The organism is Deinococcus yavapaiensis KR-236, assembly GCF_003217515.1.
GTDB lineage: Bacteria > Deinococcota > Deinococci > Deinococcales > Deinococcaceae > Deinococcus_A > Deinococcus_A yavapaiensis.
This window is the reverse complement of sequence record NZ_QJSX01000024.1, coordinates 35,471-51,642: the sequence shown is the minus strand read 5'-3', so window position 1 is coordinate 51,642 and position 16,172 is coordinate 35,471. Positions and strand designations below refer to the sequence as shown.

Sequence of the window (16,172 nt, the reverse complement as noted above, 5' to 3'; positions counted from 1 at the left end):
CGTGACGCCCGACGGGTTGGTGTTGGTGGAGGTGGCGCCGGGCGTGGAGGGGCGGGACGTGCAGCGGCAGACGGGCGCTCCTCTTCACCTCCGCGTTTCGGTTTGAGCGGATACACTGAAGGTCCATGACCCTCGAGCATCCCGCGCCTCGGCGCGCGAAGCCGCCTCAACCTCGAGGCGCCCTGCCTCGCCCTCGGCTGCTGTCCTTGTTGCGCGGTCCCGAGCGCATCGTCGCTTGCGTCGCGCCCGCTGGGTACGGCAAGACCACGACCTTCGCCGCGCATCTCGGCGACTTCGGCCTCGCGTGCTGGTACACCCTCGACGCTGAGGACGCCGACCCGTCCGTCTTCGCCGTCGGTTTGGCCAGGGCCTTGTCGCGCTTGCCGAACGCCGAGCGTTTGGAGCGCGCCTTGGAGGACGGCGCGTCTCCGCGTGCGCTCGCGCGAATCGCGGCGGACGTTCTCGAAGCCAACGGCGCGCTCCTGGTGCTGGACGAGGCGCAGCACCTCACGCATCCGCTCGTGGAGGACGTGGCGCGTGAGGTGCTGCTCGTGGCGCGCGTCGCGCTGCTGTCGCGCACGAGTCTCGTCACGCCCACCCTCACGACGCTCGGCGCGCAAGGCGACGTTCTTCACCTCGGAACGGCCGAGTTGAGCTTCGACCGCGCCGAGATGAGCGCCTTGCTGGCCCTCATGGACGCGAAGGTGACGCCCGACGAAGCTCAACTCGCGTGGAGCGTCACGGAAGGCTGGCCGATCGCGGCGCGCTTTCTCGCGCAGGTACTCGCCAGCGGCCGCCTCTCGCCGAGCGCTCTGCGCAACTTCGAGACGCAGTCGACGCAACTCGGGACGCTCTTCGCGTACCTCGCCCAGGAGGTGCTCGGACCGCTGCAAGAACCTCTGAGGGACTTCCTGCGGCGTTCCAGCGTCTTCGAAACCCTCACGCCCGACTTGCTTCAGCGCGTCCTGAACGAACCGCGCGCCGCAACGTACCTCGACGCGCTCGCCCGCAGCGGAACCTTCTTGACGCGTGAAGGCGGCGGATTTCGAGCGCACCCGCTGCTGCGCGCCCACCTGCGCGCGGCCCTCAGTCCCGAGGAAGCTCGCGAGCTCGCGCGTCTCGGCGCCGCGCATTTCGAGGACAGCGGTTCGCATCGCCTCGCGCTCCACGCGCACCTGCAAGCGGGTGACGTGGAGCGCGCGGCGGCGTTGCTGGCGGCGCACGCGAGCCGCTGGCTTGGCCAAGGACGCGTGGCGCTCGTCGAGCGCGCCTTGCGGCACCTACCCGAGGAGACGATGCGGGCGAATCCGGAGTTGTACGAGGTGCTCGGCGACGTTCATCGCGCCCGCAGTCGCTACGCGGCGGCGACGTCCGCGTATGATCGAGCGCCACGAGCGGCACGGGCGCTCGGCGGAGCGAGGGTGTACCTCGACACAGTACGGCCCGCCCTCGCCGAGCCGCTGCTGCACGAAGCGCAGGAGCTCGGCGCGACCGAGCCCGACGTTTTGGCTCGTCTGCGCGCCGAGAACGACCTCAACGCGGGCCGCCTTGCGAGCGCGCGTCGGCGCTGGCCCGACATCACCGAGACCGCGCGCTTCGCCTTGCGGCGCGGTCACCTTCAAGAAGCCATCGAACGCGCCCGCTCCGGAGCGCGCGACGAGCTCGGCGGTCAGCGCGAAGCGCGCGGTCACCGCGAAGCCTTGCTGCTCGAAAGCCTCGTGGGCGCCTTGCTCGGCGAACTCGAGGAAGCCGAACGAAGCGCCCGCTCGGGCGCGCTCGAAGGCGAGCGCCTCGAAAGTCCTTTCGTGCGCAGCCTCGCGTTGTCGCGCCTCGGGCACGTGCATCTCGCGCGCGGCTCGTGGACCGAGGCGGGCGCCGCGTACGAGGAGGCGCTCGCCTTCGCCGACGGCACGGCGGCGCCGCGCCTCACCGCCGAGCCTCTCATGGGCTTGGCGTTCCTCGCCGCCGCCAAAGGCGCGCCCCACGCCCGCGACCTCGCCGAGCGCGCCCTCGCCATCAGCGAGGAGAGCGGCGATCGGTACATGACGGCGCTCGTGCGGCTCACGTTCGCCTTGGGGCTCGCGCACGCTCGGCACGAGGACGCCGCCCGAGAACTGCGCCGCGCGAGCGCCGACTTCGCCGCGTGCGGCGATACCTTCGGCGTGCACGCCGCCGCCCTCGCGTCGTTCGCGGTGGACGGCTCGGATTCGAGCGCGGCGCGGGAAGCCGCGCTCGCCCGCCCGTTTTTGCTGACAAGATCGACGCTGTTGAGCGTGGCGAGGACGCGCGTGGCGAGGGCCGCCCTGCTCGCGCGCCTCGGAAGCGCGCTGACCGACGAACGCCGCGCCGACCTCTCGGGCATCGCGCGGGAACTCGGCTACGCGGACGTGCCCGCTCAGCATCCCGGCGCGGAGGTGCGCGTGCGGGTTCTCGGGCGGCTCGTGTTGGAGCGGGGCGGGGTGGAGGTGCGCGACTGGGGACGGGCGAAGGCGCGCGATCTGCTCGCTTTGCTGGTCGCGCACGAAGGCGGCCTCGCGCGCGAGGCCGCGCAAGAAGCGCTCTTTCCCGACGTCGAGCCCAGCGTGTCCGAGCGCAACATGCGCATCGTCTTGCACGCGCTGGGGCAACTGCTGGAGCCGAGCGAGCCGCACGGGTACTTTCTCGAACGCGGTGAGTGGCTGCGCCTCAAGCCGTCGCCGGACCTCGTGGTGGACGCCTGGGACGCGTGGCGCGTGTTGAACGCGGCGCCCGGTTCGGCGGGCCGCGCCGCCGCGCTGCTCGCTTTGCCCGAACGCTACGCGGCGTGCGACCTCGACGACGTGCAGGCGCAAGCCGAGCGCTACGCGACCCGCTTGCCGGAAGCGCTCACGACCGAGGCGGCCGCCGCGTTCGACCGAGGCGCCTTCGAGGACGCCGCTCGCCTCGCCGAGCGCGCCTTGCTCGCCGAACCTGCGCACGAGCCTTCCTTGCGCGTCTTGCTGCGCACCTGGTACGCCCTCGGCAACGCCCATGGCGCCGTGCGCGCCTATCAGGGATGCGAGCGGGCCCTTGCGACGCTTGGCCTCACGCCCTTGCCGGAGACGCGCGCTTTGTTCCGCACCCTCGTCGGTGCGACGTCGCCGTAACGCGGCGCCGGTACGGTGAGGCATGACCAGCACCACACGAAGCGCCCTCGTGACGGGCGGCGCGTCCGGCATCGGCCTGGCCGTCGCGCGTCGTTTGCGCGAAGACGGCCTGCGCGTCGCGATTCTCGACTTGCCCGGTGAGCGCGCCGAGGGCGTCGCCCGTGAGGAAGGCTTCGCGTTCGTCGGAGCGGACCTCAGCGTGCGCGCCGATTGCCGCCGCGCCGTCGAGGAGACCGTGTCAAGCCTCGGTTCGCTCGACGTCCTCGTGAACAACGCGGGCTTTCAGCACATCGATCCGATCGCCGATTTTCCCGAGGACACGTGGGAGCGCATGATCGCCGTGATGCTCACCGCGCCCTTTTTGCTGTCGAAGTACGCTTGGCCGCACCTCACGCGTACGCGCCACGGACGTATCGTGAACGTCGCGTCCATTCACGGGCACGTCGCGAGCCCGTTCAAGAGCGCGTACATCAGCGCGAAGCACGGCGTGATCGGCTTGACGCGCACCGCCGCCCTCGAAGGTGGCCCACTGGGGCTTACCGTGAACGCCGTGTGTCCCGGCTACGTTCGCACGCCCCTCGTGGAAGGCCAACTCGCCGATCAAGCCAGAACGCGCGGCATCTCCGAGGAGGAGGTGCTGGAGAAGGTGATGCTGGAGCCCGCCGCCATCAAGCGTCTGCTCGATCCCGGAGACGTCGCGGGGCTCGTGAGCTACGTCGTGTCGGAAGGCGCGTGGGGAATGACGGGCGCCGTGCTCGACATCGACCTGGGCTGGACGGCCCGCTGAAGCGCTCGAAGATGAAGCGCTCATTGAGCTTTCACGAACGAGCGTCACGAAGATCGTCGCTAGCATAGGAGCGTGCCTTCCGAGCGGTCCGCTTCCTCGTCTCCGCCGATTTTCGCGGTGCTCGACGTCCTCTTCGAGGAGGCGCGCGTCGCGCACGCGCTGTACGACCCGGACTTGCACTGCTTGCGCGTCAACGCCGCGTTCGCGCAGCTCAGCGGCTGGCCCCTCGAGGCACATGCGGGCCGCGCCTTGCAAGACGTCGTGCCCACCGTGCCGCCGGAGCTCGTTCGCGCTTACCGAGACGTCTTGCGAAGCGGCAAAGCGCTGCGCGGCTTTCAATACGAGGTGCCGACGGCAAGCGCGCCGAGCGGCGTGAGGTACTGCCGCGTGGACGCCCATCCCGTTCGGGACGAACGCGGCGACGTCGTGGCGTTGCTCGCGAGCATCGAAGACTGCTCCGCTCAGGTTCTCGCCGCCGCGAGCGAAGCCGAGCGGGCGCTCGAGCACGCGCGGTTGCTCGACGAGGAACGCCACGCTCGCGCCCGCGCCACGATGCTCGCCGAAGTCAGCGACGCCCTCTCGGCGTCGCTCGACGTGCGCGAGACGTTACAGCGCATCATGGCCCTCGCGATTCGGCAAGTCGCGGATTGGGCCGCCGTGTATCTGCCGCGCGACGACGGATCCTTGTGGCCGGTCGCGGTCGGCCACGACGACGCCGCGAAGATCGACTTGCTGCGCTGGTACCTCACGCAGTATCCCGCTCAAGCGACCGACGTCGGATCGCCTCCGTGGGTGATGCAGACGGGGCAATCGTTCCTGCTGCCCGTCGTGCCGACAGAACTCGTCGACGCGATCGAGGATGTCGAGCGACGAGACGCCTTGCGGCAACTCGGAATGCACTCCGTCATCCATGTGCCCCTCGTGCTGAGCGGCGAAACGATCGGGGTGCTGGGCCTCGCTTCGACGCGCGCCACGCACGCGTACGGTGACGAGGACTTGGCGTTCGCGCGCGAACTCGCGAGTCGCGCCGCCCTTGCGCTCGGCAACGCCCGCCTTCACGAAACCGCCATTCGTAGCGAGGAGCGCTATCGCTCGCTCGTGGACGCCACGCGGCAAGCGGTGTGGACGAACAGTCCCGAAGGCGAGTTGCTGGGCGAGCAGCCGGGCTGGGCGCGGCTCACCGGGCAGACGCGCGAGCAGTACGAAGGATACGGCTGGTTGAACGCCGTGCATCCTGACGACCGTCAGCGCACGCGTGACGCGTGGGAGCGTTCGGTCGTGACGCGCACCACGTTCGACATCTCACACCGCGTGCGAGTGCCCGACGGCACGTACCGCCACTTCCACGTGCGCGCCGTGCCCGTCTTGCAAGCTGACGAGACGGTGCGCGAGTGGGTCGGGGTGCACACGGACATCACGGAGCGCGTGGCGGCGGAACGCGCCTTGCGCGAACTCAACGCAACGCTCGAAGCGCGCGTCGAGGAGCGAACGTACGCCTTGGAAAGCGCCAACGAGGAATTGCAGCACCTCAACACCTTCAATCGGCTGCTGCTCGACTCGGCGGGGGAAGGCATCTTCGGCGTCGACATGGCGGGCTTCACGACGTTCGCGAATCCCGCCGCGCTGCGCATGATCGGCTACGAGCACGACGAGGTCGTCGGTCGGCCTCAACACTCTCTCGTGCACCACTCGCACGCGGACGGCACGCCTTACCCGCTCTCCGGATGTCCTATTCTCACGTCGCGCGTCGACGGAGAAGTTCGGCACGTGGACGACGAGGTGTTTTGGCGCAAGGACGGCACGTTCTTCCCGGTGGAGTACGTCAGCACTCCCTTGCGGTCGGCGCACGGCAAAATCGTCGGGGCGGTGGTGATGTTTCGTGACGTCACGGACCGCAAGCGGGCGGAGGACGAGTTGCGACGCGCCAACGAGGAATTGCGGCGCAGCAACGCGGAACTCGAACGTTTCGCCTTCGTGGCGTCGCATGACTTGCAAGAGCCGCTGCGGACGATCGCGAGCTTCACGGAAATTCTCAACCGCCGCTACGCGAACGCGTTCGACGACACGGGCCGCAAGTACCTGGCGCTCGTCACGCGCGGCGCCGAGCGCCTCAAGGTGCTCATCGACGACCTCTTGGTCTTCTCGCGTCTGAACGTGGGCCGCGACTTGACTCGCCCCGTGCCGGCCGAACGACCGCTGCGCGAAGCTGTCACGCGTCTGGCCGCCTTCCTCGACGAGACGGGCGGACGTGTGGAGGCGGGCGAGTTGCCGACGGTGCTCGGCGACGAGGGCGAGTTGACGCAACTCTTCCAAAATCTCGTCGGAAACGCCGTGAAGTTTCGCCGTGAAGGCGTGCCGCCCTTGGTGCGCGTGGAGGCGCGCCGTGAAGGAGACTTTTGGCACTTCACCGTCTCGGACAACGGGATTGGCATCGAGAAAAAGTACTTCGAGCGGGTGTTCGGGTTGTTCGAACGCCTGCATTTGCGCGACCGTTACGAAGGAACGGGTCTCGGCTTGGCCATCGTTCGCAAGATCGTGGAGCGGCACGGCGGCGTCGTCTGGCTGGAGTCCACGGTCGGCGAGGGTACGACCGTGCACTTCACGTTGCGCGACGCCGCCGCGCCCGACGTTCACCAGGCGGTTTTCACCGGGGATCATTGAAGGAGGTTCGACGTGCAACAGCGATCGTTACGTGACTTGAAGGTGTCGGCCATCGGGCTCGGCTGCATGGGAATGAGCGAGTTCTACGGCGCGGGCGACGAAGCCGAGTCCCTGCGCACCATCGACCGCGCCTTGGAGCTCGGCGTGGACTTCCTCGACACCGCCGACATGTACGGCGTCGGCCGCAACGAGGAACTCGTGGGCCGCGCCCTCAAGGGGCGGCGCGACCGCGTGGTGCTCGCCACGAAGTTCGGCAACGTGCGCGGCCCGAACGGCGAGCGGCTTGGCATCGACGGGCGACCCGAGTACGTACGCCAAGCGTGCGAAGCGAGCTTGAAGCGCCTCGGCGTGGATCACATCGACCTTTACTATCAGCACCGCGTGGACCCTAAGACTCCCATCGAGGACACGGTCGGCGCGATGAGCGAGCTCGTGCGCGAAGGCAAAGTGCGCTTCCTGGGGCTTTCCGAGGCGTCAGCGCGCACGATTCGACGCGCGAACGCCGTTCATCCCATCGCCGCCCTGCAAAGCGAGTACAGCCTTTGGACGCGAGATCCCGAAGACGAGGTCTTGGCAACGTGCCGGGAACTCGGCGTGGGCTTCGTGGCGTACAGCCCGCTCGGGCGCGGTTTCCTCACGGGGCAGATCAAGAGCCCCGACGACTTCTCGCCCGACGACTTCCGCCGCTTCAGTCCGCGCTTTCAAGGCGAGAACTTCGAAGGCAATCTGCGGCTCGTGACGGTCGTGCAAGACCTCGCCGCCGAGAAGGGCTGCACGCCGAGTCAGCTCGCCTTGGCGTGGCTGCTCGCTCAAGGCGATGACATCGTGCCGATTCCAGGGACGAAGCGCGTGAAGTACCTCGAGGAGAACGTCGGGGCGGTCGACGTCGCCTTGAGCGCGGATGACCTCTCGCGTCTCGACGCGATCTTCGCGAAGGGCGTCGTGGCGGGAGAGCGCTACCCCGACATGAGCACCATCGACCGTTGAAGTGTCTTCATCTCACCTTCACGAAAGGCCCGCCCCGGAACTCCTCCGGCCCGACGCGGTAAGTTAGACTCGACGACATCGGTCTTCTCATGAGCTCGCATCTTTCCACCATGGCCTTGGCGCTCCTCGAGGGGTTGCTCGACCCTGTCATCGCCTTCGATCGCGAGTGGCACTACACCTATGTCAATCCGCGCGCCGCCGCGCTCGCGGGCGTGACCCCCGACGAACTGCTCGGCAAGGTGCTGTGGGACGTCTTTCCGGAAGCGCGCGACACGCCGCTGTACGGCGAGTACCTGCACGTCATGCACGCGCGTGAACCGCGCGAGTTCGAGACGTTCCTGCCGAGCTTGGGAATTTGGGAGGAAGTGCGGATGTTCCCGATCGAGGACGGCATGGCCGTGCACTTTCGCGACATCACCGCCCGCAAGACGAGCGAGACGCGCCGCGAGCGACTCGCCGCCTTGACACGCGCCGTGTCGAACGCTCCCGACGAGCGTGCCGTCGCCCTCGCCGCCCTCGACGTCGTCTTGCCCGCCCTCGGCGCGACGCGAGGCGCCGTGCTGCGCGAAGTGACGGGGAACGACGTTTTGGAGGTCGTGGGCGCGACCGAAGGGGCCGCCCCGGACGCGTGGACGCGGCTCGCTGCGCCGATGCGCGCGTGGAGAGAGCGCCTCCTCGTGTACGAGCGCGGAGACGACTCGGGCGACGTGGCGGCCTTGCCGCTTTTATCCGGAGAGGTGGCGTCGGGAGTGCTCGTCTGGCGCTCGAATCGAAACGCGTCGCTCTCTCCAAGCGACGAGACGTTCGCCGCCGAGCTCGCCGCGTCCCTCGCGCAAGCGCTGGAACGCGCCCGCCTCGCCGACGCCGAGCGTCGGCACACGTCGCGGCAGCAGTTCCTCGCGCGGGCGGGCGAACTGCTCGCGGCGTCCCTCGACGTCGAGGCGACCCTCGCGACGCTCACGCGACTCGCCGTGCCCGAGTTCGGCGATTGGTGCGGCGTGTACCTTCCGAGCGGCGACGTCTTGCGCGCGGTCGCCGTTTCACACGTCGATCCCGACAAGGCGGACATGCTGCGGGAAGCTCTGGACTTCGAGCCGATTTCGCTCGACACGCTCGGGGGCGCCGCCGAAGTCTTGCGCACGGGACGGCCGCTCGTGTTGCCGACCGTGACGGACGCGCTCATCGACGCGTTGGGCCGCTCGCCTCAGCACACGGCGATGCTGCACGCGCTCGGATTGCGGTCGTACATCGGCGTGCCGATGATGGCGCACGGCCACGCCGTCGGCGTGCTCGCCCTCGCCTCCACCGAGACGGCGCGGCGTTACGGCGAGGAGGACGTCGCCTTCGCGCTCGACCTCGCGCGACGCGCGGGCCTCGCCCTCGATCACGCGCGGCTGTTCGAGGAAGCGCAGCAGTGGAACGCCACCTTGGAGCGCACCGTGGAGGCACGCACGAACGAGCTCACGGCGCGCACGCGCGCCCTCGACGCCTTCGCGGTTCTCACGCGTGACCTCGCCGTGGAGACGGACGTCACGCGGCTCGTCGAGCGGGCCCAGGACATCCTGGGGACGCTGCTGCCCGAGGGGCTGATCGGGTACTTCGAAGTGCGCGGCGAGCGCTGGATGCCGCTCGCCGTGAAAGGCGTCATGCCCGACGCGGCGTTCGAGGCGGCGTTGCGGCAAGGCTTGCGGCGCGGCGCGGCCCCGTCGTTCGACACGCCCTTCGACACTTGCGAGCCGCTCTACCTCGATCACTTCACGCCGAATCCTCAGCACTTCCCGCCCGAAAGCCTCGCGCGCCTGCACTCGCTCGCGTCCTTGCCGATTCGTGTCGACGCCGAACCTCTGGGCGTGCTGGTAGTCGCGCTGTACCGCGAGCACGGTTGGGGGCGGGCGGACAAGGTGCTACTGGAAACAGCCGTGGGACAGCTGCAACTCGCGTTGCAACGCGCGCGCGCCGTGCACGTCCTCGCGGGACGCACCACGGAACTCGAGGACCTCAATCGCGAGTTGGAAGCGTTCTCGTACACCATCTCGCACGACTTGCGCGCGCCCGTACGGCACATCGCGAGCTTCGCGGCGTTGCTGCGGCGCGCCCTCGGCGAGGACCTGACCGAGCGCGCCGCGCGTCCGCTCGGCGTGATCGAGTCGTCGGCGGCGCGCATGAACGACATGATCGAAGCGCTTTTGTCGTTCGCGCGCTCCTCGCGCCGTCCGTTGCACGTCACGCGCGTCGACCTCGGCGAAATCTTGGAGGCGGCGAAGGCGGACCTCGCGCCCGACTTCGCCGATCGAGACGTCGAGTGGCGCGTGTCGCCCTTGCCGATGGTGTGGGGCGACGAGTTGCTGCTGCGCCAAGTGCTCGTGAACTTGCTCGGCAACGCCGTGAAGTACTCGTCGAACGAACCGCGTTCGATCGTGACCGTGACGTGCGACCGAGCGCCGCGCGAGTTCGTGATCTCGGTCGGCGACAACGGCGTGGGCTTCGACGAGAAGTACGCCGACAAGCTGTTCGGCGTGTTTCAACGGCTGCACCGCGCGGAGGACTTCGAGGGAACGGGCATCGGCCTCGCCACGGTACGTCGCCTCGTCACGAAGCACGGAGGTCGGGTGTGGGCGTCGAGCCGCCTCGGGCACGGGGCGATCTTCTCGTTCAGCTTGCCGACGAGGCGCAGCGACCTCGAGGGCGCTTGAACCGCGTTCGACGTCAGCGCAGGTACTCGTAGAAGAAGTTCTTGTCCACTTCGGGCTGCGAGAAGCGTAGCACGCGACCCTTCACCGTCCACGTCGCGGTTTCCGTCGCCGATGGTTCCCGTTTCGACCAGGACATGCCTTTGCAACCCGTCGATTGCGGCGCGTCGTGAACGTTCATGGCGATGTTGTCGTTCGGGTAGAAGGTGATCTTGTCTCCCTTCACCGTGTACTTTCCCGCCTCGAACGTCGCCGAGTACGAGCGGCACGCCACCAAGTAGCCCGTGTGCGTGGAGCCCATGTGCGCGCCCGGCTTGATGGACGCGTACTCGTACGTGCCGTTGGAATGCAAGACCATACGCTCGCCCGTCTCCGTGCCGCCCGCGCTTCGGTAGCCGCTCATGTCGGCGGCGTAGACGGCCGCAGAGAAGCGCTGCCCTCGGTACCACTCGCCGACGAGCGAGGTGGGCGCGGCGGCGAGCGAGGACGAGGCGGCGGTGGCGAGAACGAGGATGGCGCTTTGGATGTTCATGATGTTCCTCCTGACGCTCACGGTAGGAAGGAGGCGGTGACGGGAACATGACCGAACGTGACGCGCTCCGGACGCGAAGGTCCCGGGCGGGAAGAAAGGTCGGGCGAACGCGGCACGTCGGGCGGCGGGCGCGAACTCTTCGTCGTGGACGTGAGACGAACGGGGCGAGTGCGCTGACGAGGCGAACGAGGCCGAGCAGACGCCGACCGAAGCGGTTCAGGGTGTTCCTTCGGGCGCGCGAAGGGTCTTTCCTCGCACGTCGTCACGAGGTGAAACGCACGTCGGTGTCGGCCGGTCAGGCCGCTCGGCGCGGTCGAGACAGCGGCTCTCGAAACGTCGCTCGTCCTGCTAAAATCAGGGAATCATGAAGGAACGGGGACGGTGGCGTCTGCGCGCGGATGGCAGACAGCTCGACGGCGCGGACGGAGAAGCGCGACGGCTCGACCGCCGAACGGCCGCGCTCGTGGCGTACCTCGCCCTCGAAGGTGCGACGACGCGCTCGCGCCTCTGCGGTTTGCTGTACCCCGAGGCGAACGAGGTGACGGCCCGCAACAACCTCGCGCAGCTGCTGCGGCGCTTCGAGCGCCTCGGCGGCGCGTACGTCGCGCAGGGTGACACCGTTCGGCTCGGTGACATCGTCACCGTGGAGGCGACGCCCGACTTGCTGAGCGGCGTGGACGTCGGCGACCTTCCGGACCTCGAGGATTGGCTGCTCGCGCGGCGAGAACGCGCCCGAGACGAGCGCAAGGCGAGCTTGGCGCTCGACGCGTCGCGGCACGAGGAGCAAGGCGACCTCGACGCGGCCGTCCGCACCGCCCGCGCGCTCATGGCGCTCGATCCGCTGTCCGAGGAGGCCGCTCGGCGCCTCATGCGCCTGCTGTACCTCGTGGGACAAGTGTCCGACGCCTTGCGAACGTACACCGACCTCGAAACGACGTTGAGAAACGAGTTGCGTACCCGACCACTGCCCGAAACGCGCCAACTCGCGCTCGACATCGAGCGGGGCGTCACGGCCGCGCCGCCGCTCGAAACGCGTTCACGGCGCATTCCTCGCGCGGTGCTGCATCCGCCCGTCCTGGTGGGACGCGACGAAGCGCTCACCGCCATGAACGAGGCGTGGGCGCACGGGCAAGGCGTGATTCTGACGGGGGAGCCCGGGGTGGGCAAGACGCGCCTCATTCAAGAGTTCCTGGCGACGCACGGCGGTGGCGCGCACTTCCAAGGTCGGCCCGGCGACGCGACGCTGCTGTACGGCACCCACGCACGAACATTTCGTCAAGTGCTGCGCGACTTCCCGAACCTCCACCTCGAGCCGTGGACGCGCTCGGAACTCGCCCGCATCCTGCCGGAACTCGGCGAGGCGCCACCTCCGATTCGCGGCGAGCAGGAGAAGTTGCGCTTTTGGCAAGCGAAGACCGAGGTGATGCGCGCCGCGATCGACGCGGGGCTCTCGGCGATGGTGTTCGACGATTGCCAATTCATGGACCTCGCCAGTATCGAGGCGGGGCACTTCATCTTCGCCGCGCTCGGCTGGGGCGATTCCAACGCCAAGTACCGCACGGTGCACGCGTTTCGTCGGGGAAGTTTGCTGCCGCCCGTGCAAGCCGCGCTGGATCACGCCGTGGCCATCGGCCAGGTGGCGCTCGTGGAGTTGGCGCCGTTACGCGACGAGGACGTCGCTCGGCTCGCCGCGCAATTGGAGTTGCCGCGCGGCGAGCGTGACGTGACACGCCTCGTCAAGGCGTCGGGCGGCAATCCGCTGTTCGTGCTCGAAGCGGCACGTTCCCTACACGAGGTGGGTACCGACGTTTCCGAAAGCGTGCCGCTCACGCCCGTCGTGAGCGCCGTGATCGGCGAGCGCCTCGCGCGACTGTCGCCGCCCGCCCTGCTCGCCGCGCGTGCCGCCGCCGTGCTGCAAAGCGACTTCGACGCTGACCTCATCGCCGACGTCCTCGGCGCCCCCGTGCTCCACGTGGCGGCGGCATGGGAGGAACTGGAGGCGGCGCAAGTGCTCGCGGGCGAACGCTTCGCGCACGACCTCGTGTTCGAGACGATCACGGCGAGCATGCCGTCGACCGTGGGCCGCTTGCTGCACCGCGGAGCGGCGCGCGCCTTGGAAACGCGCGCCGCTCCGGCGCCGGGACGAGTCGCGCGCCACTGGCAGGAAGGCGGCGACGTGAAGCGCGCCGCTCCGTGGTTGTTCACGGCGGGCGAGGCGGCGGCGCACGCGTTACGGCCCTTCGAGGCGGGCGCGTGGTTCGACGCCGCTCGCGAGGCGTTCGAGCACCTCGGCGACGAGGCGGGCGCTCGCCGAGCGGCCGAAGCGCACGCCCGCGTGAGCGCGTGAAGAAGCGAGGAGGTCCGTGGAAAGCTGGCAGTTACGGTTGTTAGGAGGCGCGTCTCTCGCGCGGGGCGCGGACGTGCTGCCACGCCTCGACCGACGCGTCGCGGCGCTCTTGGCGTACCTCGCGCTGGAAGGGGAAACGCCTCGGTCGCGCCTCGCGGAGCTGCTGTTTCCCGACGCCGAGACGTCCACGGCTCGCAACAACCTCGTGCACGTCCTTCGGCGCCTCAAGCGAGGTGTGAACGCCGAGCTCGTGACGGGCACGCGCACCTTGAACGTCGCGCCGCACGTCGTGACGGACTTGCGCGACGGCGCGGGCGAGTTGCTCGCCGGATACGAGTTCGGCGACTTGCCCGACTTCGAGGATTGGTTGCTGGCCTGTCGCGAGCGTTTGCGCGAAGACCGCGCCGAGCGCCTGCGACACGCCGCCGCCGCCTTGGAAGGCGAGGGCGCGCTCGACGAAGCGAAGGCGCTCGCGCGCGAGTTGCTCGACCTCGACGTCGTGGACGAGGACGCGTGGCGAAGCTTGATGCGCCTCGCGTTTCTCGGCGGCGACCGCGCGGAAGCTTTACGCGTCTACCGACGGTGCAAAGAGACCTTGCAGCGCGAGCTCGGCGTGCCGCCCAGCCCGGAAACCGAGGCGCTCGCCCACCGAATCGGAACGGGCGACGGGCCGAGCACGCCGCGCGGCACGGCGCGCATTCCGCTGTCGGTGCTTCGTCCGCCCGTCCTCGTCGGCCGCGAGCGCGAGTGGGCGGTCATGGAGGCGGCGCGCCACGCCCATCAGATCATCGCCGTCGTCGGCGAGGCGGGCTCGGGCAAGTCGAGGTTGCTGCGCGACTTCGCGATGAGCAAAGGGCGTCCCTTCGTCTTCGAGTGCCGCCCGAGCGACGCGGAAGTCTTCGCCGCGAACGAGCGCTTCTTTCGCGCGCTGCTCGCCGCGCACCCCGACGTCACCTTGCCGCCTTGGGTGACGCGGGAACTCGCGCGCGTCCTGCCCGAACTCGGCGAGCCGCCCGCGGCGCTCGCGTCCGAGGAGGACAAGGTCGTGCACGCCCTCGCGCTCGCCGAGACGCTCCGCGCCGTCATTCGCGCGGGCACGACGCTGTTCGTCTTCGACGACGTGCACTTCTACGACGACGCTTCCGCCGAGGTGTGCATGATGGCGTGGTCGCACCTCGGTTGGGGCGAGCGAGACGCCGAGTTCGAATTGTGGTTCGCCGCGCGCCGTGCCGACTTCACGGACCGCCTGGTGCGCTTCACGACGACGCTCGTGGAAGCGCGCCGCCTCGTGCTCGTCGAACTCGAACCGCTGCTCGAAGCCGACGTGGACGTGCTTCTCGCGAGCCTCGGCATTCCGCACCTCACCGAGCACGCGACGGCGTTGCGCCGCGTCGTGGGCGGCAACCCCCAATTTCTGCTCGAGACGGTCAAGAGCCTCGTGGAAAGCGGATCGTTGGAGGAAGGAGCGCCCGCCGTGCTCGCCGTACCGCGCCGCATCGGCGAGGTCATCGAGGCGCGCCTCGCGCGTCTGCCGCAAGCGGCGCTGCACGTCGCGCGCGCGGCGGCGGTGCTGCGCAGCGACTTCGGCCCGGAGCTCGTCTCGGAAACGCTCGCCGTGCCGCTCATGGACGTCGCGCTTTCCTGGGAGGACTTGGAGGCGGCGCAGGTGTTCGCGGGCGAGCGCTTCGCCCACGACCTCGTGCTGGAGACGGTGCAGGCGACCACCCCGCCCACGGTGAGCGCCTTGCTGCACCGAAGCGCCGCGCGCGTCCTCGCGAAGCACGGCGTTCCCGCCGCGCGCGTCGCGCGGCATTGGGAGGCGGGCGGCGACGCGCGCTCGGCGGCCACGTGGTTCGGGCGCGCGGCGGACGACGCCGCGCGCGCGTACCGCGTCACGCAAGCGGCGGGTTTTCGAGAACGGGCGTCGGATCTCTACGCGAGCGTCGGTGACGCCGACAAGGCCTTCGACGAGTTGTACGCGGCGATGCGCCTACTCGTCGACGTGTCGTACCACCCGGACCTCGAGCGGCTCGGTCGGCGCTTGGAAGCGATCGCCGTGACGCCCAGTCAGCGCGCGCGAACGTTGGAGCCTCGTTTGCACCGCTTGTTCGAGCAAGGCAACTTCGTGGAACTCGAGCGGGCTTCGCACGAGGCGCTGCGAGCGGCGACGCAAGCGCGCGACGACCGCTTGCAGGCGGTGTTCCACGAGGCGCTCGGCACGGTCGGGTTGCTGACGGGCCGCGAGGACATGACGGTGTGGCACTTGAGCGAGATGGCGCGGCTCGCCGAGGTGCTCGGAGACGTGGGACTCGGCGCGGTCACCCAGATCGGCCTCGGACGTCTCGCCGCGCCGAAGCGGCACCGCGAGGCGATCGAACACTTCCAGCGAGCGCGAACTCTGTACCAGGCGACGCCCGACGCGATGGGCATCGTGTCCGCCCTCGTGAAGGAAGCTCTCGTGTGGAACGCCCTCGGCTCGCACAAGGAGAGTTTGCGCTGCGTGGAAGAAGCGCGCGAGGTGCTCGACGGGTCGGACGTCGCGAGCTATTACCGCTTGCAGTGGGCGCACAGCGCCTTCTGGGCGTTGCACTCGGTCGGGCGGGACGACGAAGCGCGGCGCGTGCTGTCCGACGCTCTCGTCGTGGACGGCGCGGAGCAGGCGTGGTGGCACGGCATTTTGCGCCTCGACCTTGCCGCTTGGCACTTGGCGCGCGGCGAGGTCGAGGCGGCCGATCGGGAAGTGCGGCTTGTCGAGGCCCGCGAGGACTTGCCGCCCCTCGACGTGGGGCTTCGCCTGTTCGCGCGGGCGTGCGTGGACGCCGCCCGCCGTCAGGACGCGCGTTCCGCGTTCGAGCGGGCGCTCGCGCACGTCGGTGACACGCTTCCGTTCTTGCGCGCGAACATCCTCGTGGAGTGGGCGGCGGTTTCCGGCGGCGCCGAGGCGCAGGCTTTTCTCGCCGAAGCGCGGGCGTTGTGCGAGGCGTACGACTTCCGGGCACTGCGCGAGCGGATCGACGCGCGAACCGAGCGCGTCTGAGCGCGC

8 protein-coding genes are annotated in these 16,172 nt (G+C 69.3%); 7 read left to right on the top strand and 1 reads right to left on the bottom strand.

The window, feature by feature from the left end:
- Nucleotides 1-125: 125 nt before the first annotated feature.
- The 5 genes from DES52_RS20735 (at nucleotide 126) to DES52_RS20715 (ending at nucleotide 10,253) form a co-directional block, all read left to right on the top strand.
- Nucleotides 126-3,125: an AfsR/SARP family transcriptional regulator gene (locus tag DES52_RS20735; RefSeq protein WP_110888744.1), complete on the top strand. Its 3,000-nt coding sequence runs from the start codon at nucleotides 126-128 to the stop codon at nucleotides 3,123-3,125.
- A gap of 22 nt (nucleotides 3,126-3,147) precedes the next feature.
- Nucleotides 3,148-3,912 carry a 3-hydroxybutyrate dehydrogenase gene (locus DES52_RS20730; RefSeq protein WP_110888743.1) on the top strand — a complete coding sequence of 255 codons (765 nt, stop codon included), beginning with the start codon at nucleotides 3,148-3,150 and terminating at the stop codon, nucleotides 3,910-3,912.
- Between the two features lie 72 nt (nucleotides 3,913-3,984).
- Entirely contained in the window at nucleotides 3,985-6,573 is a 2,589-nt protein-coding gene (locus DES52_RS20725; RefSeq protein ID WP_110888742.1) for a PAS domain S-box protein, read from the top strand.
- Nucleotides 6,574-6,585: 12 nt separating this feature from the next.
- Complete coding sequence (locus DES52_RS20720; RefSeq protein WP_110888741.1) at nucleotides 6,586-7,560, top strand: aldo/keto reductase; 975 nt, start codon at nucleotides 6,586-6,588, stop codon at nucleotides 7,558-7,560.
- 110 nt (nucleotides 7,561-7,670) lie between these two features.
- On the top strand, nucleotides 7,671-10,253 hold the full coding sequence (locus DES52_RS20715; protein WP_170131206.1) for a GAF domain-containing protein: 2,583 nt from the start codon (nucleotides 7,671-7,673) through the stop codon (nucleotides 10,251-10,253).
- 13 nt (nucleotides 10,254-10,266) lie between these two features.
- On the opposite strand, the gene DES52_RS20710 is transcribed toward DES52_RS20715, so the two are convergent.
- Nucleotides 10,267-10,782, bottom strand: coding sequence for a hypothetical protein (locus DES52_RS20710; protein ID WP_110888739.1), 516 nt, complete (start codon nucleotides 10,780-10,782; stop codon nucleotides 10,267-10,269).
- A 364-nt stretch (nucleotides 10,783-11,146) separates the two neighbouring features.
- On the opposite strand from DES52_RS20710, the gene DES52_RS20705 reads away from it, so the two are divergent.
- The gene (locus tag DES52_RS20705; protein ID WP_110888738.1) at nucleotides 11,147-13,129 is read left to right on the top strand and encodes a BTAD domain-containing putative transcriptional regulator; all 1,983 of its coding nucleotides are present in this window, start codon (nucleotides 11,147-11,149) and stop codon (nucleotides 13,127-13,129) included.
- 16 nt (nucleotides 13,130-13,145) lie between these two features.
- Nucleotides 13,146-16,166, top strand: a complete 3,021-nt coding sequence (locus tag DES52_RS20700; RefSeq protein WP_110888737.1) for a BTAD domain-containing putative transcriptional regulator — start codon at nucleotides 13,146-13,148, stop codon at nucleotides 16,164-16,166.
- The last annotated feature ends 6 nt before the right edge of the window (nucleotides 16,167-16,172 follow it).

What these genes read in the sequence shown, in the direction of transcription:
- DES52_RS20735 (WP_110888744.1), top strand. Translation starts at nt 126, where the DNA reads ATGACCCTCGAGCATCCCGCGCCTCGGCGCGCGAAGCCGCCTCAACCT.
- DES52_RS20730 (WP_110888743.1), top strand. Translation starts at nt 3,148, where the DNA reads ATGACCAGCACCACACGAAGCGCCCTCGTGACGGGCGGCGCGTCCGGC.
- DES52_RS20715 (WP_170131206.1), top strand. Translation starts at nt 7,671, where the DNA reads ATGGCCTTGGCGCTCCTCGAGGGGTTGCTCGACCCTGTCATCGCCTTC.
- DES52_RS20710 (WP_110888739.1), bottom strand. Translation starts at nt 10,782, where the DNA reads ATGAACATCCAAAGCGCCATCCTCGTTCTCGCCACCGCCGCCTCGTCC.
- DES52_RS20705 (WP_110888738.1), top strand. Translation starts at nt 11,147, where the DNA reads ATGAAGGAACGGGGACGGTGGCGTCTGCGCGCGGATGGCAGACAGCTC.